This is a genomic window from Sphingobacterium sp. HSC-15S19, assembly GCF_050433745.1.
Classification (GTDB): Bacteria; Bacteroidota; Bacteroidia; order Sphingobacteriales; family Sphingobacteriaceae; genus Sphingobacterium; species Sphingobacterium siyangense.
In genome coordinates, this window is sequence record NZ_JBNPWQ010000005.1 from 96,687 (window position 1) to 120,413 (window position 23,727).

The 23,727-nt window shown below is 41.7% G+C and carries 14 protein-coding genes; 8 read left to right on the forward strand and 6 right to left on the reverse strand.

Features of this window, described 5'->3' with window-relative positions; translation table 11 throughout:
* Positions 1–127: 127 nt before the first annotated feature.
* The gene (locus L1283_RS05610) at positions 128–2,518 is read right to left on the reverse strand and encodes a TonB-dependent receptor (RefSeq protein ID WP_286850336.1); all 2,391 of its coding nucleotides are present in this window, start codon (positions 2,516–2,518) and stop codon (positions 128–130) included.
* Positions 2,519–2,987: 469 nt separating this feature from the next.
* Between L1283_RS05610 and L1283_RS05615 the strand changes: the two genes are divergently transcribed.
* From L1283_RS05615 to L1283_RS05650, 8 genes are all read left to right on the forward strand, one after another.
* Positions 2,988–3,608, forward strand: coding sequence for an RNA polymerase sigma factor (locus L1283_RS05615; RefSeq protein WP_070563451.1), 621 nt, complete (start codon positions 2,988–2,990; stop codon positions 3,606–3,608).
* 63 nt (positions 3,609–3,671) lie between these two features.
* Entirely contained in the window at positions 3,672–4,661 is a 990-nt protein-coding gene (locus L1283_RS05620; protein ID WP_158638904.1) for a FecR family protein, read from the forward strand.
* Positions 4,662–4,777: 116 nt separating this feature from the next.
* Entirely contained in the window at positions 4,778–8,431 is a 3,654-nt protein-coding gene (locus L1283_RS05625) for a SusC/RagA family TonB-linked outer membrane protein (RefSeq protein WP_208734298.1), read from the forward strand.
* Positions 8,432–8,443: 12 nt separating this feature from the next.
* Entirely contained in the window at positions 8,444–10,096 is a 1,653-nt protein-coding gene (locus tag L1283_RS05630; RefSeq protein ID WP_429625947.1) for a SusD/RagB family nutrient-binding outer membrane lipoprotein, read from the forward strand.
* A gap of 65 nt (positions 10,097–10,161) precedes the next feature.
* A complete protein-coding gene (locus tag L1283_RS05635) occupies positions 10,162–11,355 on the forward strand; it encodes a purple acid phosphatase family protein (protein WP_145328872.1) in 1,194 nt (397 codons plus the stop codon).
* A 157-nt stretch (positions 11,356–11,512) separates the two neighbouring features.
* Positions 11,513–12,361: a glycerophosphodiester phosphodiesterase family protein gene (locus tag L1283_RS05640; protein WP_145328869.1), complete on the forward strand. Its 849-nt coding sequence runs from the start codon at positions 11,513–11,515 to the stop codon at positions 12,359–12,361.
* 93 nt (positions 12,362–12,454) lie between these two features.
* Entirely contained in the window at positions 12,455–12,949 is a 495-nt protein-coding gene (locus L1283_RS05645) for a hypothetical protein (protein WP_145328867.1), read from the forward strand.
* Between the two features lie 411 nt (positions 12,950–13,360).
* Positions 13,361–15,724, forward strand: a complete 2,364-nt coding sequence (locus L1283_RS05650) for a glycoside hydrolase family 3 N-terminal domain-containing protein (RefSeq protein ID WP_182983310.1) — start codon at positions 13,361–13,363, stop codon at positions 15,722–15,724.
* Here the strand turns inward: L1283_RS05650 and L1283_RS05655 are convergent, their stop codons facing one another.
* From L1283_RS05655 to L1283_RS05675, 5 genes are all read right to left on the reverse strand, one after another.
* On the reverse strand, positions 15,725–16,135 hold the full coding sequence (locus L1283_RS05655) for a hypothetical protein (RefSeq protein ID WP_145328865.1): 411 nt from the start codon (positions 16,133–16,135) through the stop codon (positions 15,725–15,727). It lies immediately after the preceding gene.
* 56 nt (positions 16,136–16,191) lie between these two features.
* A complete protein-coding gene (locus L1283_RS05660; protein ID WP_204990936.1) occupies positions 16,192–17,226 on the reverse strand; it encodes a sialidase family protein in 1,035 nt (344 codons plus the stop codon).
* A gap of 161 nt (positions 17,227–17,387) precedes the next feature.
* On the reverse strand, positions 17,388–18,824 hold the full coding sequence (locus tag L1283_RS05665) for an alpha-L-fucosidase (RefSeq protein WP_145328863.1): 1,437 nt from the start codon (positions 18,822–18,824) through the stop codon (positions 17,388–17,390).
* Positions 18,825–18,898: 74 nt separating this feature from the next.
* Positions 18,899–20,479: a SusD/RagB family nutrient-binding outer membrane lipoprotein gene (locus L1283_RS05670; RefSeq protein WP_145328861.1), complete on the reverse strand. Its 1,581-nt coding sequence runs from the start codon at positions 20,477–20,479 to the stop codon at positions 18,899–18,901.
* 12 nt (positions 20,480–20,491) lie between these two features.
* Complete coding sequence (locus L1283_RS05675; RefSeq protein ID WP_145328859.1) at positions 20,492–23,716, reverse strand: SusC/RagA family TonB-linked outer membrane protein; 3,225 nt, start codon at positions 23,714–23,716, stop codon at positions 20,492–20,494.
* Between the last annotated feature and the right edge of the window lie 11 nt (positions 23,717–23,727).

Below are 23,727 nucleotides of genomic sequence, written 5' to 3' on the forward strand. Positions count from 1 at the left end.
AATAAATAAGCGTATTGTTGGAAGCATGAGCTTGTCTCATTAATCCAATCGTTTGTCTTCAGCGCCTCGTGTCTGGAGACAAACGATTGGAAATAAATCTTTCCGTTGTACTTGCTACTATTGGGCATTAGAATTCAATCCGGTAGTTAATGGTCGGAATGATACCAGTCCATTTTTGAGGTTCAATGATACGTTTGCTGAAATTGTAGTGCATACCCACAGTGTTTTCTCTATTAAGGAGATTCTGAATATCCAAAATAAAAAGATGGCTTACTTTTTTGCGGTTAACCCGATAGCTCGATGAGAAATCAACACGTACGTAGGGATCGGCAGTCAGGGTATTGATGCGATCTTGATCAATAACTTCTTCGTCTAAACGAAGCGATTCTTCTTCCAGAACAGGAGAGTACTTTCTTCCTCCGGCATAAATTAATTTGGCATTAAGACCGAACAGATTATTCTTACTCTTTCCCACGGTCCATTCTTTCCCCATCAATAAATTTCCTACATAACGCGTATTGAATGTGGTGTTGTATTCTTTGCCATTGCGTGCTTTGAATTTAGAATCAAAGAAGGAGGTCGTTGCCATGAAGTAATACCCCTTACTTAACGACTTCTCAAGCGTCAGCTCAATGCCGTAATTTTTGCCGGTTCCTTTATTGATAAGCTGACGGTAGTTTGATGTACCAATAGCTGCAATATCCGATACATTGAGTAAGGAGAAGTTGATGTCGGAATCTGTAGATACTGGGACATCATAAAGATGCTGATAATAGAGTTCTGTCTTAAACCGGAGTGTTCTGCTTAGGTTCTTTTCATAGCCAATAACAGCCTGAGCAGATTTCGTTGGCGAAAGAGGCTTGTTTGGCTCTAGGCTTGTTTGATCGCTACTTTTAGCAAAATAGTAGACCAAGGGCTCCAGTCGGTTATATAGACCAGTCCCAAAAGATATCGTTTGATCTGCGGCTACACGCCAGTTTAGGCCAAGCCTTGGCTCGATAGACCAGCTCTTGCTCAAGGCGAAGTAATTTGCATGTACTCCTGTATTTAGCGTTAGTTTGTCGTTCAAAACTGTTTTTAACTGTGCAAAAGCATCATAAGTACTTGTATTCCCAGTCTCATTAATCCGCTCTTTCAATGCTGCTAGCTCGGTGTCGTAGGACAGCGCATAGAGGTCATAGTGTAATAAACTTGCATTTAAGCCCGCTCTAATCGTGTTTTTACTGTTGGCGCGATAGTTTAGCGTACCCGCATAGCGAAGAGCCGTATTCGTAAATTTGTCCTTGTGATAGAGGCTGGAAACATAGTCCCGTGTTAATGTATCAGTGCTATTGGAATTACGGCTAAGGGACATGGAAACAATATTGGTGAAATATAATCTGTCGTTTGCAATGTATTGATGTTTTAGTCCAGCACTCCCCGCGTTGAACTTTAAGTTTAGATCTTGGGCGTCTGTTCGTTCGTCCCATTTTTCGTAATTACGCTCGGCAGTTTGTTGAAGTTTCCCCAAACCGCCTATACCGAATAAGGAAAAGGTTCCGGCTTTTTTTGTGGGAAATACAAAATTAAAAGAAAGGTCCTGATATTTTGGGACGCCAGTGTCTGAAACTTTTACACCTACTTTTTCCAGTAGACTCAATGAAGAATAGCGGTAACTAATCAAATAGGAAGCGTCACTTCCTTTTTTGAAAGGCCCTTCTAACGTTGCTCCTACGCCCAGTACTCCGACGTTGAATGTGTATTCGCGTTTGTCGGTATTACCTTTACGGAACCTAAGATCAAAAACACCCGCTGTTGCATTGCTGTATTCCGCGGCAAGTCCACCAGTATAGAAATCAGATTTTCCCAATACCATGGTATTGAGCATACTGATTCCGCCGCCTGCAGCGCCTTCGGCTCCAAAATGATTGGGATTTACAATTTCGATACCTTCAAGCCGCCATTGCAAGCTTTTGGGAGAATTTCCGCGAACAATAATTTCATTGTCATCGCCGCCGGCAGCAACACCTGGAAAACTCTGTGCCATACGGGCGGGATCAAAAAAGGCGCCAGCATAGCGGTTGGTCTCTTCCGGCGAAAAAGAGCGTCCACTCGTCATTGCCATCTGGTTGAGCGGTTGTTTTCCGGCATTGGCATAGACGACAGCTTCAGTTAATGCATTTATTTGCGGCTCCATTTCCACATTGACCATATTCTCCCGTCCACTGGTGATCAGTAATTCTGTAAATTCTTCTGGTTTATATCCGGCCATGCGAACTTGAAGCTGTTGACGCCCAACCGGAACTTGCTGCAGCCGAAATATGCCCTGTGCGTCTGTACTTACAGACTTTGTTCCATCACTGGATGAAATGACAATTGTGGCACCTGTAAGCGGTAATCTGGTATTTTTATCTATCACGGTTCCTTTGACAGTTTCGGTCACAACCTGATTTTTTTGCTTTGGCGCTGCTGGTTGCTGGGCGAATGTAAACCCTGCTTGAAGCGATAATCCAATAAGTAAGATTGGCGATAGTTTCATAAAAGATTAGTTTTTATCTTTATGACAGCCGACTTTCAATTTACCCTTAGCTTTTACCTAATTTTTTGTTTTTCACGCCGCGAATATGTATGATTCAACTTAAATTCACATGTCATTACATGAAATTTTATAGGTTTTACTGATAAGTAGTTATTAACATAAAGGTTGCTGATTACAAGTTAATTAACATTGTTGTTAACATTTTAGCTGAACTGTTTTTGTCCTAAATGCCTAATTGTAAAAAAATAGGACGTCCGCTACGTTTTTAACAAAAGATCTGCTCTATACTAGAAAGTTAACATGTTTATTAACAATTCCTGGGATGGTTTTTTACAAAGACTAAGCGGAGTGTATTCAAATGGCGCAGTTCATTTGAGTAGCGCAGTTCATTCAAATAATAGAGCGTATTCAAATAAAAGCTTCCCGAAAAATTAACATTTTGATAATCTGACGAACCTATCTTTGTTAGGTGAAAACTACCGAAGCCAATGTAGATAGCCACTATGTGTTGCGTTTTAAAGAAGGTGACCCCATTGCCTTTGCCCATTTCTTTGAGCGGTATTGGGAGGATCTATACACCGTCGCTTTTCGTCATCTTCGGGAAGAGGATCAGGCTAAGGATCTTGTGCAGGAAGTATTCATCCATATCTGGGAAAAACGATCGCTCGTGAGTACTGAATACTCCGATATAAAATTCTATTTCCACAAAGCCCTCAAAAACAAAATACTGAATTACTACGCCTCGGAGCGTGTACGAAAACAGGTCTTGGAGAAATCAATGGAACGTATGGACGCTTTTTCCAATTTGGATAGCCAGGCCTTTGCCAGGTATAAGGCGCTGGAGGCTATTGTGGATGATTCGATAGACAAATTACCTAGATTGATGAAAGCAGTCTACTTAATGCGTTCTGACAATTATTCAATAACACAAATTGCCAAGGAACTCAATCTGGCTGAACAGACCGTTAAGAACTACCTGTCAGAGGCCAAAAAGATTATGCGGTACGAATTGACAAGAAGGTTTGCGGACCACGATTCTGTATTTTTATTGCTCGCAGGAAGCTATCTCCTTTATGATTATTTAATATAAAGAACATATTTAATTAAAGTACTTTGCCCGTTTTGATCTGTATTAGTATAAAAATTAATGCAGGTGAATTTAGAACGCTTTAAACTTATCATAACAGATTATCTCGGAGGAAAATTGACTGAGGAGGAAAAAGGTCATGTTGACGACTGGTACGAGTCTATTTCAAACGATGATATTAATCCCTTTAGCGATGCAAATCATCGGGAAAAAATCAAACAAGAATTATTTATTCGTGTAGGAATAGCTGAAGCACCTGCGAGGGCAAAGAAGGTGGCCAACATACCGGTCAGAAAATTCTCTTGGCTTTCAGCAGCAGCGGCTATTTTGGTCCTAGGAGGCATCAGTCTGCTATTTTTACAGCACAACCCGATGTCGCTTTCTCGGAAGCGGACAGAAGCGGTCGCATTACTGACGGAAACGGTTACGAATGCGGGCGAATTGAAAGAAATTCAGTTACCTGATGGCACATCTATTTTTTTAAACGGAAATACACGTATCCGCTACGATCGTAAGAATTTTGCATCAAATAGAAAATTCTTTTTAGATCGAGGGGAAGCATTCTTTCGGGTCAGACGGGATACTTTACACCCATTTGAGATAGAAACAGGCAGCGTTTCTGTTGCAGTCCTAGGAACATCATTCAACGTCAACAATTCGATGTCTACTAAACATGTGACGGTCGAAGTTAAAACTGGGCGGGTGAGTGTTCTAAATGCAAAAAATGGAGCAAACCATATCCTTACAGCAGGTAAGGCCGTCCGGTATAGCGTAGTTAAAAATGATTTTAAAACTTTCGATAGCGATCCAGCTTACATCAGCCTTTGGACACAAGGCGGTATGCAATTGAATAACATCAGCTTCAAGGAACTGAAAGAAATAATCTATAACCGCTTCGGTGTTGTGTTGCTTACCGAAAATCTGAATACAGATCCATTCAATTATTCGCTTATGATACCACATGTACAGTCATTAGACCAGGTGCTGAATATCGTTTGCAATATTCATCAAATCAAATTTAGGAGGGAGAAAAATGAAATAATCTTATACAAATAAGCTGTAGGGGGTAGAACAGCATAATTTATCTGCCCAAGAAAAGTGCTCATCTGGCAAACCGCTAAATCGACCAGTGAGCACCTGAATATTCATGTTTAAAACATTCATACAAATATATGTATAAAATAATTAAGCTTACCGGCCTTGCGACAAAGCTTGCCATCTGCGCTATGGTCTCTTGTGCTGTAACCAATAGCCATGCTGAGGGATTGGAAAAGATCAATCGCACTTACTGGGATAATATCAATATTCATTTGTCTAGTGGTAACGCCGCGCAGGCGGTACTGCAGTTGTCAAAACAAACAGGTCAAGCGATCGGCTACGATCGGAGTATGCTCCAATTAGATCGGATTTTAATTGCCGAAAAAAAATTCCAGAATGCGAGCTTCGAGGAAGTCCTTGCCTATATCCTGAACGGGACCAACATTAAGTCAAAAAGAGTGTCAGGGGGTATTGTCCTTGTAAAAAATACGGGTAAACAGGAATCTTATGACTTGAAATTGCAGCTTGTCGATCGTACAAAACAACCTATTGGGGGAGCTTCCGTGCATATTCCACTGACTGGACAGAGCGCCTTGTCAAATGCCAAAGGTGAAGTGACTATTCGACTAGCTGCCGGCGTATATGATGTACTGATAAGCCATGTTGGATATGAAAAAAAAGAGTTGAACGATCTCAAGCTCGATGCCAGCACAGCAGGTATACGTCAGGTGGTCTTAAACGAAGATGACAACGAATTGGATGAAGTGGTCGTGACTGCATTGGGCATCAAACGGCAGGATCGTTCCCTCGGTTATGCTGTCGGTAAAATTAAGGGCGAGGATATCAATCGGGTCAATAATGATAACTTTCTGGTTGGTATGGCAGGTAGAGTACCCGGGGTTTCGATTAGTTCTACAGGACCCACCGGTTCCAGCGTGAATATGGTGATTCGGGGGGCATCATCGCTAAGTACAGACAACCAGCCGCTATTTGTCGTAGATGGAGTGCCCTTGATGAATAGTTTAAATAATGTTGGTCAGATCGGTGACGACAACAAAGTGGATTATGGTAATGCAATTGCCAATATCAATCCCGAAGATATTGAAAATATTTCTATCTTGAAGGGGCCAAGTGCAGCTGCGCTTTACGGCTCACGTGCAGGTAATGGTGTAGTGCTGATCACAACCAAAAGTGGTAAGAATGCGGAGAAGATGACCATTGCTGTGACTAGTAACACAGTATTTGATATCCCGTATAAATTTATTGAATTGCATAACAAATTTGCAAGCGGTACCTTGCCATGGCGACCAGGCGACCTGCCCGGCAATTTAGTTATTGAGGAGGAGTCTAGTGTTATGGTAGGCCCTGCACTGGATAAGGGGTATAAAGCTGTCCAATGGAATAGTCCGCTTGACGAGAACGGTAAGCCCATTCCTACGGAACTAAAAGCGTACCCAAATAACATTAAAAACTTTGTCCAGACTGGGGTCACAAGTACCAATGGGATTTCCCTGAGCAACAGAAGCGAAAAATTGGACTATCGTTTCTCGTATTCCAATATGGCCAATAAGGGTATTATCCCCAATTCGGATCTGTTCAGAAACACCTTGAATATCAATTCGACCATGCGCCTTCGCAATAGTTTGACATTGGGGCTTTCGCTAGATGCCAGCAGAAATAACTCCAGCAATAGACCTGCAGGAAATCGGGGAACCAATCCGATGCAAGCGGCCTATGAAGTTGCACCTCACATCAATATTCTGGAATTGCAGGATTATTGGTTGCCAGGGCAGGAGCAGATCCAACAGCGTTCACAGTCTATTGGCAACCACAATAACCCGTATTTCCTTGCTTATGGAGTGAATAATGCTTTTACAAGAGACCGCGTCTTTGGAAACTTACGGTTAGATTGGACCATCAAAAAAGATTGGACGGCCATGATACGGTACGCAACGGATATTTATTGGGAAAATAGGGAAACAAAAATCCCTTACAGTTATACGAACGAACCCAGAGGTGCTTATGGGATTGTTAATCTGATGAATATGGAACAGAATATCGACTTTCTGACGGCATATACAAAGAAGATGAGCGACTTTCAGATCACAGGATCACTGGGTGGAAATTTGCGGTATAATCGTGGTAAATCCGTGCAAAATACCTCAAAGAATGGCGCTGGATTAATCACGCCGGGACTCTACACATTGGCCAATATCAGTCCATTAAATTTGGATTTCTACAGTACAATTTCTGAAAGAGCCATAAACAGTGTTTACGGACTGATCAATCTAAGTTACAGGGATATGGTTTATTTAGATGTGACTGGGCGCAATGACTGGTCCAGCACCTTACCTGTGAACAATCGGTCCTATTTCTATCCTTCGGCATCCCTAAGTGTGTTGGCTAACCAGGTGTTTTCTCTGCCTAAAACGATCAATTTGGCAAAACTGAGAGCGGGTATTGCACGTGTAGGAAATGATACTTATCCCTATAATCTCTCCAATGTACTGAGTAATCCCGGTAGCTGGGGTGATGTATTGCGGCTAACACGTTCGGGATCACTCTTGGTTCCTAATCTGAAGCCCGAAATTGCAACATCTTACGAATTTGGTTTGGATCTAGGCATGTGGAATAATCGACTGAAGTTTGAAGGAACCTACTATAAGCTGGAGAACAGAAACCAAATTATTTCAACAACACTTCCCGGATCAAGTGGTTTCAATTCTAAAAATATCAACGCCGGACTGTTAAGCAGCCGCGGTATTGAACTTGCTGTTTCCGGGCGACCTATTGCCAAGGAAAATTGGTCCTGGGACGTTGGTGTCAATTGGCATCGCAATCGTACCCGTATCGATGAGCTTTCTGATGGTGTAGAATTCTATACCTTTTGGACCGACGGTCGGGGTGGGGCACGTACCTATGTCGGGGAAGAGATCGGGGATCTGTACGATTCCAAGTTAGTGACCGTAGAGGATCAATCGTCGCCGTACTATGGTTTTCCTATTCTCAATAAAAATGGTTCTTGGCAGGCTGTACGGATCAATAATAGCCGAAACAAAATCGGAAACTTCAATCCCGATTTCACGATGGGATTACAGTCAAGTCTTCGCTATAAAAAATGGACGATGAATATTGCCGCAGATATGCGTTTTGGCGGGAAATTTATGTCGCAGACCTATCGCTATTTCGAATCGAACCTAACCACGCAGCGTTTTCTTGATCAGATGATCAACCCCAATGGGATGACAGGCGAAACGCTACGCAATTATTTGGTCGATAACAATCTTGTTCGCGTGCAAGGCAATAGGTATCCCATTGTTGGAGGACCAGGCGAAGAGTATGGTGGTTATCCGATCAGTGTGGGTGGTCTTGTTGGCAATTTTGGGGTGTTTAATCCAGGTGTTATCGCACAATATGATGATAAAGGTAATATCACAGGTTATACAGAGAATCTTGGTGGTGAAGGAACAAAATATATCGCTTATTCAGACAATTACCCTTGGGATTTTATGAATGCAGCGACATTTGATGCTTCTTTTATCAAGCTTCGGGAACTGTCCTTTAGCTACGATTTATCAGGAAAATGGCTGAAACGTCTCGGAATAGAGAATGGCAGCGTGGGAGTCTATACCCGTAACCTGATCTTATGGACCAAAGCGAAAGTAGGTATAGATCCGGAAATGGCCTTTCAGCCAGAAACTGGTGTTGGATTTAAACAGGGGATTGAGCGCTACAACGTTACTCCTTGGTCAATGCCTATTGGATTTAAAGTAAATGTGACATTTTAATATACGACATAAATGAAAAATCAGTTGAAGAGATTCACCATGGCTGTAGTAGGCCTTGGGATGGTATGGAATATTTCAGCTTGTAAAGATCTGACTGAACTTAATATCAATCCGAACGGTGTAAGTGAGGAAGACGCCAATCCCAATCTGTTATTGCCGACGATATTGACAGGAACAGCGAAAAAATACAACGAATTGAGTTTCTCAGATCTTGGCGGAGTTATGCAGCACACCCAATTTGATGCATGGTTCAATTCACATAATGACTACGAATGGACAGGAGGGATTCTGAGTTGGGATGCTTATTATGGCTTTTTACGTGACAATGAGCTTATGCGTAAACGCGCGGAGAAATTAGGGTTGGATTTTCATACAGGAGTTTCGCTGGTGATGCGCGCTTACTTATTCGGATTGATGACTGATCTCTGGGGAGACGCTCCTTATACCGATGCCTTAAAAGCGGAACTGGGAGATGCTGTATATAATTTTCCGAAATACGATAGTCAGGAAATAATCTATAAGGGAATTATCGACGAGTTGAAACAAGCCAATGAACTTCTATCCCGCCCCGATGGTTCTTATGAGGTGCTGGCGAATGCGGATGTTTACTTTGGCGGAAAGGCTTCCAAATGGCGTCGTTTTGCCAATTCTTTGGCATTACGGTATTATATGCGCATTTCAGCAAAGTCTGCTGACTTTGCCAAACAGGGGATTGAAAGTATTGTTGCCAATCCCGATAAATTTCCAATTATTACGAGTACCACTGATGATGTATTGATGGATTTTGTTGGAAATAATGCAAATGACTCCTGGCCGTCAAATACGGTGTATGATGCCAGTGGAAGTAATTTTAGACGAATGAAAATGTGTGCAACACTGGTCGACCGGCTACAGGAACTTGGCGACCCTCGTTTGGCGGTTTGGGCAAGAAAGGTAGACATACCCATTGAGATCCGCAGTAACGAGCCCGCAGGTACAGATAAGATCGTTAATGGTGTTCGGATTGTATCGCCAGATGTCGTCAAAGGCGTTCCGGTGGATACCGATAAGGAGTATGTTGGACTGCCGCCAAGTGTATCTAAAAACCCTTCGGCCTACAACCTCAATCCAACACCGGGGCAAACCTCGATCAATCCGCATGTTTCTTACCTGAATGATAGCTATCGTTCGGCGAAGGGAAGTTTGTTAAAAGCACGCTTGCTTTCTGCTGCCGAAGTTAATTTTATTTTGGCTGAAGCAGCCTGGAAAGGATGGGGGCTGCCTGAGTCAGCCAAGACCTATTATGAGCGTGCTATACAGGAATCGTTGGCAAGCTGGGGAAAGGGCGCAGACTATTCCAACTATATCCGTCAGAAAGGTGTGGCGTTTGAAAATACGCAAGTGCAGATCATTGAACAAAAATGGATCGCCAGTTGGTCAACTGCCGCACAGTCCTGGTTTGATTATCGTCGCACAGGGTACCCCGCTTTAAAGGCCGGCCCCGCAGCCATTCGTACACAGCTTCCTGTTCGTGTACCTTATATGCAAACCGAAATGAGTGTGAATCAAAAAAATGCCGAGGAGGCCTTGAAACGTATTGAAAAGACCGCTTATTCACAAGCGGATAATGAAAATAGCGCTTGGTCAAAACCTTGGTTATTGCAAGGAACAAACAAACCCTGGTAATTCGTAATCATCAATTAAAAGTTATTAAATAGAGTAATCAAATCGCTTATAAAATCAATATCACAATGAAAATCAAACATATTCTTCTTGCTGTAGTACTGTGCTGCACTTTATTGGAAGGGAAAAGCCAGACGGATAATAAAGACAAACAACCTGATCGGATTACGTTGACCTGGTCCGATGAGCCCAGCAGTACGCAGTCTGTTTCTTGGCGGATCAATGCGGATAGGACCAAAATAATTGGTCAGATTGCTGAAGAACAGAGCAATCCAGAACTTGAAAAAAACGCGATCACAATAAATGGAACAGCGCTACCGCTCGAGCGAGGACAGCAAGAGGATGCTTATGGACAGGTAACCTTCCGTGACCTGAAACCCGGTACAGTTTATGCCTATCGCGTTGGAGATGGCAGCAATTGGAGTGCCTGGAACCAATTTAGGACTGCGGAGCGTTCAGGCGCGTTTTCATTTATCTATTTGGGTGATGCACAGAACGACTTACGTTCACGCTGGGCACGTGCCATTCGGCGTGCTTTCCAGCAGGAAGCGAATGCACGCTTTATTGTTCACGCGGGCGATCTGATCAATCGTTCGAATGCAGACGAGGAGTGGGCAGAATGGCATGAGGCCGCAGGATTTATTCATCAGATGATCCCTGCTGTTCCAACACCGGGTAATCACGAGTACCGTCGCGACTCGCTTGGGAAGCTTGTACTTGACCCGCATTGGAAAGCACAATTCAACTTGCCAAGGAATGGCCCTGAGGGTATACAAGATGCTGTTTACTACCTCGATTACCAGGATCTACGTATGATCTCCCTAAATTCTCAATTGATTATGCTCGACTCTACTGCAGCAACGATACAGGAAAAGTGGTTGGAGAAAGTGTTGTCTTCATCACCAAAAAAATGGAATATTGTTGTCATGCACCATCCCGTATACTCTACGGCAAAAAATCGTGACAATACCATCTTGAGAGAACGTTTCAAACCTATTTTCGAGAAATATGGTGTCGATTTGGTCCTTCAGGGCCACGATCATACCTACGCTCGTGGCGGGCTGGGTAAAAAGCGACCTGTCTATCTCCTGTCTGTAGCGGGGCCTAAGATGTATGAATCTGATTCTGAACGCTGGATGGAAGTTGCAACGTCACAGACGCAATTGTATCAGGTGATCAAGCTGACCGAAAATAAATTGTATTTTTCAAGCTACAAGCTGAATGGGCAGTTGTTTGATTCATTCGAGTTGTCGAAAAAGTAGAACGTCATAGACGGAAGGTAATCCATTCAAACCGGATTACTTTCCGTCAATATAATTGCGGGATTCACTCCATGACGCGATTGAGATGTAACTGCAGCGAGATCGCCGGTTTTTAAGGTATAACAAAAAGAGATTGCAAAAAAATAACTATACAGCAATGAAAAAGATTTTATTTTCTACTATTCTGTTGGGTATAATAGTAAGTTCTACGACCCACTTATATGCTCAGTCGATCGATTTAATAAAAAAGTTAGAGCAAAAAAGTTTACACATTGCCGCACACCGGGGAGCTCATCTGGAGCAACCTGAAAACTCAATTGCTGCTATCGAAGAAGCCATTCGGCAGGGGGCTTCCGTGGTAGAGGTCGATGTGCGGGCCACCAAAGATGGTGTACTTGTATTGATGCACGATAAAACAGTCAATCGGACGACAACCGGGCAAGGAGAGGTCGCCAAACAAACCTATGCCGAGCTTCAACAGCTTCACTTACGCAAAAAGGCTAATGGTGAAGGCTCGGATCATGTTATACCAACGCTATCGGAAGCTTTGCGCGTTGCAAAGGGAAAAATCCTTGTTGATCTCGATTTTAAAGAAGATCGCAAAGAGTTTATTAAGAAAACCTATGCGCTTGTTGAACAGGAGGGGATGGAAGACCAGGTACTATTTTTTCTCTATGATTATAAAGACATGCTCAAGATTTACAAACTCAATCCAGCGATCACGCTTTTTCCGAGGGCACGTAATATGAAGGATCTAGAGGCCATACTAAAGATGAAATTAACCTCAATTGTCCATCTTGATGAATCATTTATTGATGCCGAAAAACTTAATGCATTGCGCCAACAGGGCATTTATTTTTGGATGAATAGTTTGGGGGAATATGACGACAAAGCAGAACAGGAGGGAAAGAAAGCTTATCGATCTTTTTTGGAGAAATATCCTTTTGTACGTCTTATTCAAACAGATCATCCTAATTTGTGGCGCGAAGTGCTTTCCGGATCTTAGTCTATTTTTATCTGTTTAATTAAAAATGCTTGATTTTATTGTAGCGATATTGTTAGAACGATCGTTCTCAAGATATAACTAATGGAAACCGTAATGAATAAATTATTTACAGGGAGTTTTGCAATCCTCTTTTTACTGACGAGCTGTAGTAAGGAAAATGAAATGACTGTACCTATGGATGTTCAAAAACAGCTGGAAAGTTTTGAATGGAGCCCCATCGTGTCTGCGAAAGGGACGACAAACGAGCAATTGAAGCACAAACCGAAAGATTGTGAAAAGGATAATGTGTATACATTTACATTTGCTGAATCAGCGAATAAGTTCACTGTCAATCGTGGTAAAGAACTATGTGGGGATGATAAGTTGACATTTGAAAGTTTGATTTTTGCTGAAGGACAGCATCGCGCATTTGCCTATGATAAAGAGAAGAAAAGTATCAAGTTTGCCGACAGTAGCCCATACCAAAGTTATGAGGTACAGCTTGATGGTGATCAGCTCATATTAATTTCGCGCAATAATAATCCTCTAGCATACGCAGCTCCAATTGAATACTATTTTCAAGGTAAGCGAACGGCTGCAACAAAATAAGATAAGTAGTATATTTCCTTTAACATTCAAAATAAAGACGGCTTGCTGTCTTTATTTTTTTGTTCAATTCTGTTTTGATGAAATTGCAATTGAATCTTTCACATTAGTTTTTTCTTTGTCTAACTGTTTTGTTGTTGCCCAACGTGCAAGAATGAATTTCGTGGATATTTGCCATTTGCTCTCCTCTACTTCAATACATAAAGTAAAGCCTGTGTTAGGTTGTTTAGATGAACGCTGTTCAAACCGATGCTGCCGCCCTATGATTATTAAAAGAATTAGGAATCAAAATTTAACTTGATTATTTAGGCTAAATCGTTAATTTAGTGGTTTGGAAACCGGTTGCATAGATAATGTGAAATAATAAAACCGGATCCGATTAATGAAGAAAACTAGATAAATAATAATCCACTTATGAAAGTCCGTATATTACTTATGGCGGCAATGGCGACATTGCTCTGCCCACAACTTCAAGCCCAGCAATTGCCCTATAAGAATAGTACATTACCAATTGAAAAACGGGTAAGTGATCTATTGGGAAGAATGACTGTGGAAGAGAAAGTCGGGCAATTGAGCAAATTGCTGGGCTGGGAAATGTATAGCAAAAACGGAAAGCAGGTTACAATCAGCAATAAATTGCGAAAGGCAGTAAAAGAACAGCATATCGGATTGTTATGGGCAACCTTACGTGCAGATCCTTGGACACAGAAAACCTTACTGAATGGCCTGAGCCCTGTGGAAGCTGCGCGCGCTACAAATGCGATCCAACGTTATATGGTGGATAGTACTCGACTAGGGATTCCATTGTTGTTGTCTGAGGAGGCGCCACATGGACATATGGCGATTGGTGCAACAGTGTTCCCTACCGCGATCGGACAGGCGAGTACATGGAACCCACAGTTGATTCAGGATATGGCATCAACAATCGCCATGGAGACTTATGCTGTGGGTGGTAAAAACGGCTATGGTCCTGTATTAGATTTGGCACGAGATCCACGTTGGTCGCGCACTGAAGAGACCTATGGGGAGGATCCCTATCTGATCGGTCAGATGGGAACTGCAATGATCCGTGGTTTTCAGGGTGAGAAGCTAGGTGAGCGCGATAAAATAATAGGAACTTTAAAGCATTTTGTAGCCTATGCCGCTCCAGATGGCGGTCACAATGGTGAGTCCGTATCGGTTGGAGAACGAAGCCTGAGACAGTATTTTCTGCCGCCTTTTGAGCGTGCTGTAAAATCGGGAGCTGGGTCGGTAATGACAGCATATAATAGCATTGATGGTATTCCTTGTTCTGCCAACCCCTGGTTGCTAAAAGACATTCTACGTAAAGACTGGGGATTTACGGGGTTTGTTGTATCGGATCTACTGAGTATATCAGGGCTCAATGGAGGGCATGCAACAGCAGCGACTGCAGAAGAAGCGGCTTCACAAAGTATACATGCCGGATTGGATGTCGATCTAAGCGGGACTGGTTATGGTTCAAATCTGCTTAAGGCTGTCCAACAGGGGCTCGTTGAACCTGCTGTTCTTGATACAGCAGTAGCCCGTGTACTGCGAATGAAGTTCAATTTGGGGCTTTTTGATCATCCCTATGTGGATGAAAAGTTGGTAGCGCAAAAAGTCGCTACGGCACAAAATAAAACGGTAGCAAGACAGGTGGCCCGCGAGTCGATTGTTTTGCTTAAAAACGATCAGCATATCTTACCCTTAAGTAAATCGTTGAAACGAATAGCCGTTATAGGACCGAATGCCCACAATGCCTATAATCAGCTGGGCGATTATACTGCTCCACAAGCTGAGGGGAAAGTTCAGACCCTCTTGACCGGAATACGGGCGGCAGTTGGTAACAGTACCAAGGTTGATTATGTGAAAGGTTGTGCAATCCGTGATACAAGCAATTCCGATATCGCTGCCGCCGTCGCAGCTGCAAAGCAGGCCGATGCGGTGGTTTTAGTCCTGGGTGGTTCGAGTGCACGTGATTTTAAAACGTCGTATCAAGCAACTGGAGCAGCCAATGTGGATCCCAATACGGTAAGTGATATGGAGAGCGGAGAAGGATTTGATCGCGTTTCTTTGGATATGATGGGCGATCAGATCAAGTTGCTGAAAGCGATACAGGCGACCGGAAAACCGGTTGTACTTGTTACGATTATGGGGAGACCATTGAACTTAAATTGGGCCGCTGAACATGTGCCTGCGATCGTGAATGCCTGGTATCCGGGACAGGAGGGAGGCCTGGCTATTGCCGATGTATTGTTCGGTGACTATAATCCGGCTGGAAGATTACCGATTTCGGTACCTCGTTCGGTCGGCCAGCTTCCTGTACATTACAACCATACAAAACCTAAACATCACGATTATGTGGAAATGTCGGCCAAACCATTGTATGCTTTTGGTTATGGGTTGAGCTACAGTAGTTTTGATTACTCCAATTTACAGGTCTCGCTGAAGGAGAACGGCAATGATTTTGTATGTACAGTGTCGTTCGACGTGGTAAACCAGGGCAAATTGGCGGGCGATGAAGTCGCTCAGTTGTATGTTGTGGATGAAGTAAGTTCGGTGGTGACACCTGTTATGCAGTTGAAGCGGTTTGAGCGTAAAAACATTGCCGCAGGAAAGAAAGAACGTTATTCTTTTCAATTGACCAAGGAGGACCTCAAACTTTGGAATGCAGGTAACGAATGGAAGACGGAAAAAGGCAGGTTTAAACTTTTGGTCGGCGCATCTTCCGATGATATCCGGTTGAAGGGAGAATTGGAATTAACGAAGGATTATTAATTAATCCTTCGTTAATTTATAGATATAGCTATTATGTTGATGGGGAGCTTTTGTTAAAGTTAGATCGTTTCCATTCACTAAATAGGTGTAATTGTGGTTCAATATTAAAGCCCAATCGAAGTCGGCGGTCCATACATTTTTATCTTTGAAAATAATTTGGTCGCCATTAATCTCATATGTTCCTGAGCCACCTGCAGGAAATCTATTTTTGTTTGCTGTACAAAAGAAACTGTCCGCTTTAAACCGTACAGTTACGTCTCCAGTGAAAGTTTGGTCCTGATTTTTATAGCTGACTATAAATTTTCCTGAATAGGTTCCCTCGAGATAGAGGTTGTGATTAGCAGTTTCCTTTGAGCAACCTACGGATACAATATATGCTAATAATGTTAATAATTTTGATATTGATCTCATAACTTGGTTTTTAGCATACAACGAAGTTACTGCCATTTTTGTTACAACTATCATTCTTATTTGAGCACAATATGCTTGATACTTTTCCTATTCCAGGTATAGGTGATGTGGATAAGACCGTTTGTGTCCTGAATAATTGTCGGATAAGAATACTCATCGTTCTTTACCCCATCTTCAAGGGTTAGGACATCTTTCCACTGTAAGCCATCCTTTGATATGGCAACATGCAGTTTTGTGCGTCCTTCCCACCAGTCGTTGCCAGCGATAGCCGGATTGAAGACGATCATAAATAAACCATTATTTAAACGGATGGCGTCTGTGGCAGAATTGGGATTGAGCAGGTTTGTGGCTTGCCAGGGGCCCCAGGTAAGGCCTTCATCTGCTGAGAATGCTGCCATCACTTTATTTTCTTTACTTCGACAGAGCACCTGAATGCGTCCATCTGTATGTTGGATCACACTTGGCTGAATAACCTGGATACTGGTATCGGGGCGTATTGCGCTGACGGACCAGGAGCGGCCATGATCGCGGCTGATTTCCAGGTGTGCTTTCCAGATTTCTTCTTTGGACTCCGTGCTGGAAGGGGAGAGAAGCAGTCCGTTTGTCAAGGTGAGCGGTTTATTCTTGATGGGCCCCAAAATACCTTCAGGCAACTGCTGCTCTGCAGACCAGGTCGTTCCTTTATCCAGTGAATGTTTGACATAGCCTTTCCATTCTCTGGGATTGGGCCCTATTTTATAATACAAAGATAGGGTGTCACTGTGCGGGTATTGATAGAAGACAGGATTCCATGTTGGAAAGCGGTTGTCACCAAGGATACCGTCTGCAATCTGTACAGGACGCTGCCATTGTCCATGGCTATACAGTGAACTCCATATGACAACATCGGGGTTAGATTCATGTGTACCACCAAACCAGGCTGCCAATAAACTGTCTTTTCCGATGACTTGAATCGTGGAAGCATGGCATTGTTGGAATGGAACCTGGCCTGTTTTAAAAATTTGCTCTGATACCAGGATCTGAGGTTTATACGTTGCACACGAGGATAGAAAAAAAAGGATAAATAGTGGAAATAGGTTGATTTTTTTCATTGGAATTTAAGGTTCTAAAAACCCCATAGTTTGTTGATGACTTATTTTCTTATTCCTGAGCAGAGGCTTTGGGAATATTGAGATGTTCAGGCGGTGATCGGTAAACAATGACCTTGTTAAATGATAAAATTCCGTTAGATTATATCCAACGGAATTTTATATTATTTGCTTTGTAATTGAATTGCAGTCGCATAACTAAATCGTGTACTAGGGCTTCTCAAGGTAATTTGGTTACCACGTTGAGACCAGTCTAATTTACCTTTATGACCCAAAATAGCGATTTTCTTTACGCTAAAATTATCAGGTACTTGAAAGACGTATTCATTTGGCTGCTGGTAAGTATCACCTTCAGAAAGATGGAATACATTGACCACTTTACTGTCTTTGCTTCTAGTGTAGTAATAGTCACCTTGGTGATATGGAGCAATCGTACGTGTTGCAAACACTGCAGTTTGATTGATTTTCATCCAGGCTGCCAGTTCGTTCAAGCGATCGTATGCTGCCTGGTCATAATCTCCTGTTGGGCCAGGGGCTATGTTCAATAGGTAGTTTCCACCGCGGGAAATAATTTTCACCAATGTTTCAACAATCTTTTTGGTCGGTTTGTATTGGTCGTTGGGCACATAGCTGAACGAATTTCCCATGGTGATACAACTTTCCCATGGAATATCCAAGGGATGTTCAGGAATCGCTTGTTCAGGCGTGACATAATTTTCCCAGTTTCCAGGTACTGTACGGTCGACAACGATAATGCCGGGTTGATTTTTCCTTGCCATGCCCCCAATGCGGTCCATGTCAATATTCTGATCCATTTTGATTGTCTGTTGCCAGTCAACAGATTTGTCAACGGTTTCTAAGGGGCGCACCTGACCACCATCCAACCAAAGAATGTCGACTTTGCCATATGCTGAGGTCAGCTCGTTGATTTGATTGTAGGTAAAGTCTTTGAATTTTTGCCAACGATCCGGATATTTTTTAGGGTCATAATTTACATTTCTGTCTTTTGGCGGAAAGTATGACCACCAGTAGTAATCGGAGTGCCAGTCCGGTTTGGAGAAATAAGCCCCAATTTTAAAACCGTCATTGCGGAAGGTATTGAAGATTTCTTTGGTCACATTTGCCTTTGGGTTTGTGGAAAATGGCGTTTTGGAGGATGTAATTTTATAATCCGATTCTTTGGTATCGAACATGGCAAATCCATCGTGATGTTTTGTTGTAAAGACGACATATTTCATGCCGGCAGCTTTTGCGGCATCGGCCCATTTTTGTGGATTGAAATCCGTAGGATTAAAGGTGGTCTGTAGATTTTCGTAGTTCTTGAGGTATTCAAAATAAGTTTTACCATGTTCGGGTTTGCGTTGGGTCCAGCCTTCATCTTCAGGACAGATACTCCAGCTTTCAACGATTCCCCATTGACTATAGGTACCCCAGTGCATGAAAAGACCAAACTTCATATCTTGCCATTGTTCGAGATTTTCAATTACTAAGGGATCTGTCGGTTTTTGATAGCCATTAGATACGTTATGTGCCTGGCCAAACGCTAGTGTTGCGCTTGAAGCGATCAGCGCAGTGGATATAATGGTTTTTAATTTTTGCATGGATAAAGATAATGAAAATGATAAAAAGAAGGCCACCTAAGGTGGCCTTCTTATAGATAGATGTAGTGTATGCCTTAATTAACGTCCCAGAAAAGTTTGGTTGTTCTAGTATCTTTTGAACGAACAGCTTCGTAATTTTCGGAGTTAACGGAAATCTCTCCAGTAGGATATAAAAATCTTAATGGAAGCGTAGAATAATTTGCAGCTCCAGCTGTTAAGACCGTAATTTTTGGATAACCAGTTCTCCTATATTCAGACCAAGCATGTTGCGCCTGTAAGAATCCGTAATGAAGCCATTTTTGGGTCAAGATCAGTTCTAATTTTGCTGTTGAAGTTCCGGTATATTTCGCTGTTGAATTGTCAACAAAATCAGCGATTACAGCATCAGTAGGTTTTGTTTCTGTTTTCAGACCTGATGTATTTAAATTATTCAGGTAATAATAGAACGTAACGGACTGTTTAAGCGCTAGATCATAAGCTGCTTTTGCGTCTGTATCACTTCCCCATCTTAAGTAAGCTTCTGCTTTAGCAAAGTTAGTCTCAGATGCTGTTGCAACAATGCCCGGTAGTTTTGCATTATCAAAGAATGTTGCAGAATCCAACACCGCATATTTTTGATAATTTGTTAAAATGTCATTTTCAGTGAAGGTAATTGGCATCGCATTATACTCCTTATTTGGGGTAAATACACCATCTTTTGTAACACCAAATTTATCGTAAAATACAGGAATACGTGGGTCATTTGCGGGTTTCATTGTTTTATTTAACATGTAATCCGTTGCGTATTGATTATTTCCTTCTGTTAACGCTTGACGCAACGTACCTGTGTACGTTGTTAATGGTTGAAGCAAAATATCCGTAGTTCCCGGAAGGTAGTTTGCATTTGCAGAACCATCTACTAATGGGTATGTGCTGGGATTATTCAACATTTCTAAAACTTCTGTTTTAGCTTTACTTTCATCGACATTGGAGATGCGCATTAATAAACGTAAACGCAAAGAGTTGGCATAACGTCTCCATTTGTCAATACCACCGCTATTTAGAATGTCAAATTTTGAAAAATCACCTGTTGTAGCAGTTTCACTAAAATACGTATTGATTGCTTTTAGATCATCTATAAAAGAATAGTATAACTCTTTTTGGTCATCGAATTTCGCTTTTTTCGCAATGCTCGTTAACGGTAAACTCCCTGCTTCTGAAAAAGGAATATCACCATAATTGTCGATGAGTTTTGATGCTTCATCGTACATGACCACTTTACCAGCCTGAAGGAAAATTTCTTCTTTCGCTTGATTTTCTGGTGTTAATTCCGCGTAAGCAGCTTCCATTTTTCGGTAAACGCCAAGTACACCGGGAGCATAGAAATCTGTCCAATAGCCATAGGAATAACTATCATTCGGCTGGTACATTGTATTGTTTGGAATAAAAGAAGCAGTTTGCGTATATATCGCTTGATTTGATAGAATAAATGTTCTGTAATGCCAATACGATGGGCGAACCCGATCGTTATTTAACAAATCGGTGAAAAAGCCGGGAATACTTGCCTCAGTGGTTTGATCCGGATTGTTAAACGCATCTTCCAATTCAGATTTACATCCTGTAAATCCAAGGGTCGATAGCGTTAAAAATAATAATATATAAAATGATTTATTCATGATTAATTACGGTTAAAAATTAGCATTCAATGAAAATCCAAAACTTCTTGTTGCAGTATTAGAACCAACATCTACCCCTTGTGACCACCATTGGTTTCCAACTGGTGATTCTGGGTCAATATTTTTAAGAGTTCTGTAGAAGTAAAATAGATTTCGGCCCAATAAGGATACTCTTACATTATTTAATTTGAGCTTTTGTGTTACAGAAGATGGAATTCGGTAACTAACGGATAGTTCCCGCATTTTGACAAAAGAGTTATCATATACCGCGCCTTTCTCGGTCCATGAATCCGCTCCCCAAGCAAAGGTATTCATGTAATATTCTGCTGCGCTTAGGTGTACATTATTTTTAGCTCCGGTTTTCTCATTTACACCATCCAAGGTAACACCCGTTTCTCTGTATTCCAAAGTATTTTCATACGCACCAGTTCCCATGGCGTATTTTTGATTTTCAGACACCATTTTACCACCGAGACGATAATCTACCGTGAAATCCAATGAAAAGTTCTTATAGTTGAATGTATTGGTCATACCACCAATTGCTTTTGGTAATATATTTCCTACATATTTGTACTTTGTTTTATCAATGACATAATAACCTTCATCGGAAATTAAATTATTCCCCTGTTCATCTTTAGCTATATCATAGGCGTAAATATTCCCTAATTTCTTGCCGACTTCGGCCACGACTTTTAAGGAATTCTCATCCGCACTATAAAAAACTAACTCGTCTCCGCCAGTATTTAATTTATCCACCATTGTTCTATTGAATGAATAGTTTAGACGGGTATTCCAGCTAAAATTCTCATGTTGGATAGGTGTTGCTGTTAATGACACTTCGAGACCATTATTGGAGATACGACCCACATTTGTCCATTGGGAAGTTGCACCCGCAGATGCTTCAGTTGTTAGATTTAAAATTTGATCGTCAATGTAGTTGTCATAGTAGCTGATATCTAACCCTAATCTGTTTTTTAGGAATTTCAATTCTAAACCATATTCCCATTCATATTTCATTTCTGGCATTAGCTCTAAATTTCCATAGCTACCGCTGTAAGTCAAAGAAGGTACTGACCCATTGATTGTACCAATTGCATTTTGACTGTTCGCCACATTTGCGACATAAATTCCAGCATCATTTCCGACAATACCGTAAGAAACACGCAATTTGCCAAAGTTGAATTTTTCAGACTTTAGCCCCAAAGCATCACTAAAAATAAAACTTCCGCTAACTGAACCGTATTTGTAGTTGTTGTTGCCAGGAGGCATGGTTGAGGAATATTCCGAGCGATATGTACCATCTAAATAAGCAAATCCCTTATAACCAATATTGGCCATCCCGAAATAGGCATATTTTATTTTTTTCTTACGCTCATTTGTTGTGGTTGCTGGTGCATAGCTATTGCTGATACTAAACCAGTTCTCTTTTACGAGTCCGCTTTGTGTAGTAGACGATTGATCGTCATAATTCTCTTCCCTAGATTGGAAACCAGCACTTACACTGTAATCCCAATCGCTATTTATTTTGTTGGCATAAGTTGCTAATACATCACCATACAATATAGAGTACAGTCCCTTTGATGTACTGAATCCTCCTGAGCTGTTGGTTGTGGAATTATAACGGGTTGCATACTCGTTATATTGTTTGTTTGTAATAGCAGCTGAAGTGAAATCATTACCGATACGGCCTCTCAATTTAAGGTGATTTACGACTTCCCAATTTAAGGTAGCACTCGTTAATAAACGGTTTTCTGTTTCGTCATAACTGTTTTTATATTGGGACCAGAAATAATCCAACAAATTGTATGGTCGAATGGTATATTTGAAATCTTCGTCGCGTCCCGTACCGAAGGCCGAATACTTGTACCCATCGGAAGTTTGATATTTTTCTTTTAATACAGACATATCTTCCGTACGGCTAAAGAAACCTCCATAGGATCCTAGGACTTGTCCGAGTAATGCCGAACGATTATGTGTTTTTGTGTTTGTATAGTTCGCTACGAGATCCAATGATAATTTCTCATGCATCTTCACCGTACTATTTAGGTTGAAGGTATTTCTGCTTTGTTTTGAACCTGGACTGGTACTTTTGTAATCCATGCGCGTACCGCTCAGACGATAGTTGACTTTGTCTGTTTGATTGGAAATCGCAAAGTTAATGTTCGAATTATAACCAGTATCGAAGATATCTTTAAAGTTGTTTTCGCGCGCTTCGTATTTCTTGGTCGTACCATCCCACCAGCTTACCTCTTCGCCAGTAAATTTTGGACCAAAGTTACCATATGAACGAAAGTATGGACGTCTTCCTGATGGTGAATTCGCATCAGCGATCCATCCCTCTTCGGTAGCACCATTCGCGAGATTGGTCGCTGCATCATAACCAGGTCCATAGATATTTTGGAATTTTGGTAAAAATGCGGCACGTTCGATAGAACCATTGTAATTAAAATCAATGCCTAATCCTCGGCCTTTAATCCCTTTTTTTGTTGTAATTACGATAACACCACTTGCCGCATCTGATCCGTACAACGCACTTGCTGCAGATCCTTTTAATACAGACATACTTTCAATATCCGCGGGATTAATATCTAACATACCATTACCACGGATACGTTGATCATCCCAATAGTTGTTGTTATTGGCTCCTTTAGTTCCGTATTGTTCATCATTACGGATGATGACACCATCTACAACATAGAGCGGTTGACGTTGATAATTTAGGGAGTTAATACCCCGGATTTGAACGTTTACGGCACTGGAAGCTCCACCTGGTGCAGTTGTAATTTTTAGACCGGCAACTTTACCATATAGCGCAGAACCAAAGTTGGTATTTCCTGCTTTGGTAAGTTCTTCCGCTTTGATCGTGCTTACTGCATATCCTAGTGCTTTGGAATCCCGTTTGATACCCATCGCTGTGACGACAACTTCATCCAGTGCAGAGGCATCAGAAGTTAAGGTTACATTAATCGTTTTAGTCGAGCCAACTGCGATATCTTGTGATTTGTATCCAATAATGGATATTCGTAATGTCTCTCCTTTAGAAGCTTGTAGTGTAAATGACCCGTTTGCTGCTGTTTGTGTGCCTCTAGTTGTCCCTTTTACGGTAACCGTAGCGCCAGAAATAGGTCCATTAGCATCTGAAACTGTTCCAGTAATGCTTTGCTGCGCGTAGAGTGATGTAGCACTAAATAGTGTACATAACGCTAATCCTGCAGTTTTTTTGTAAAATAGACTCATGTTTTAGGTAT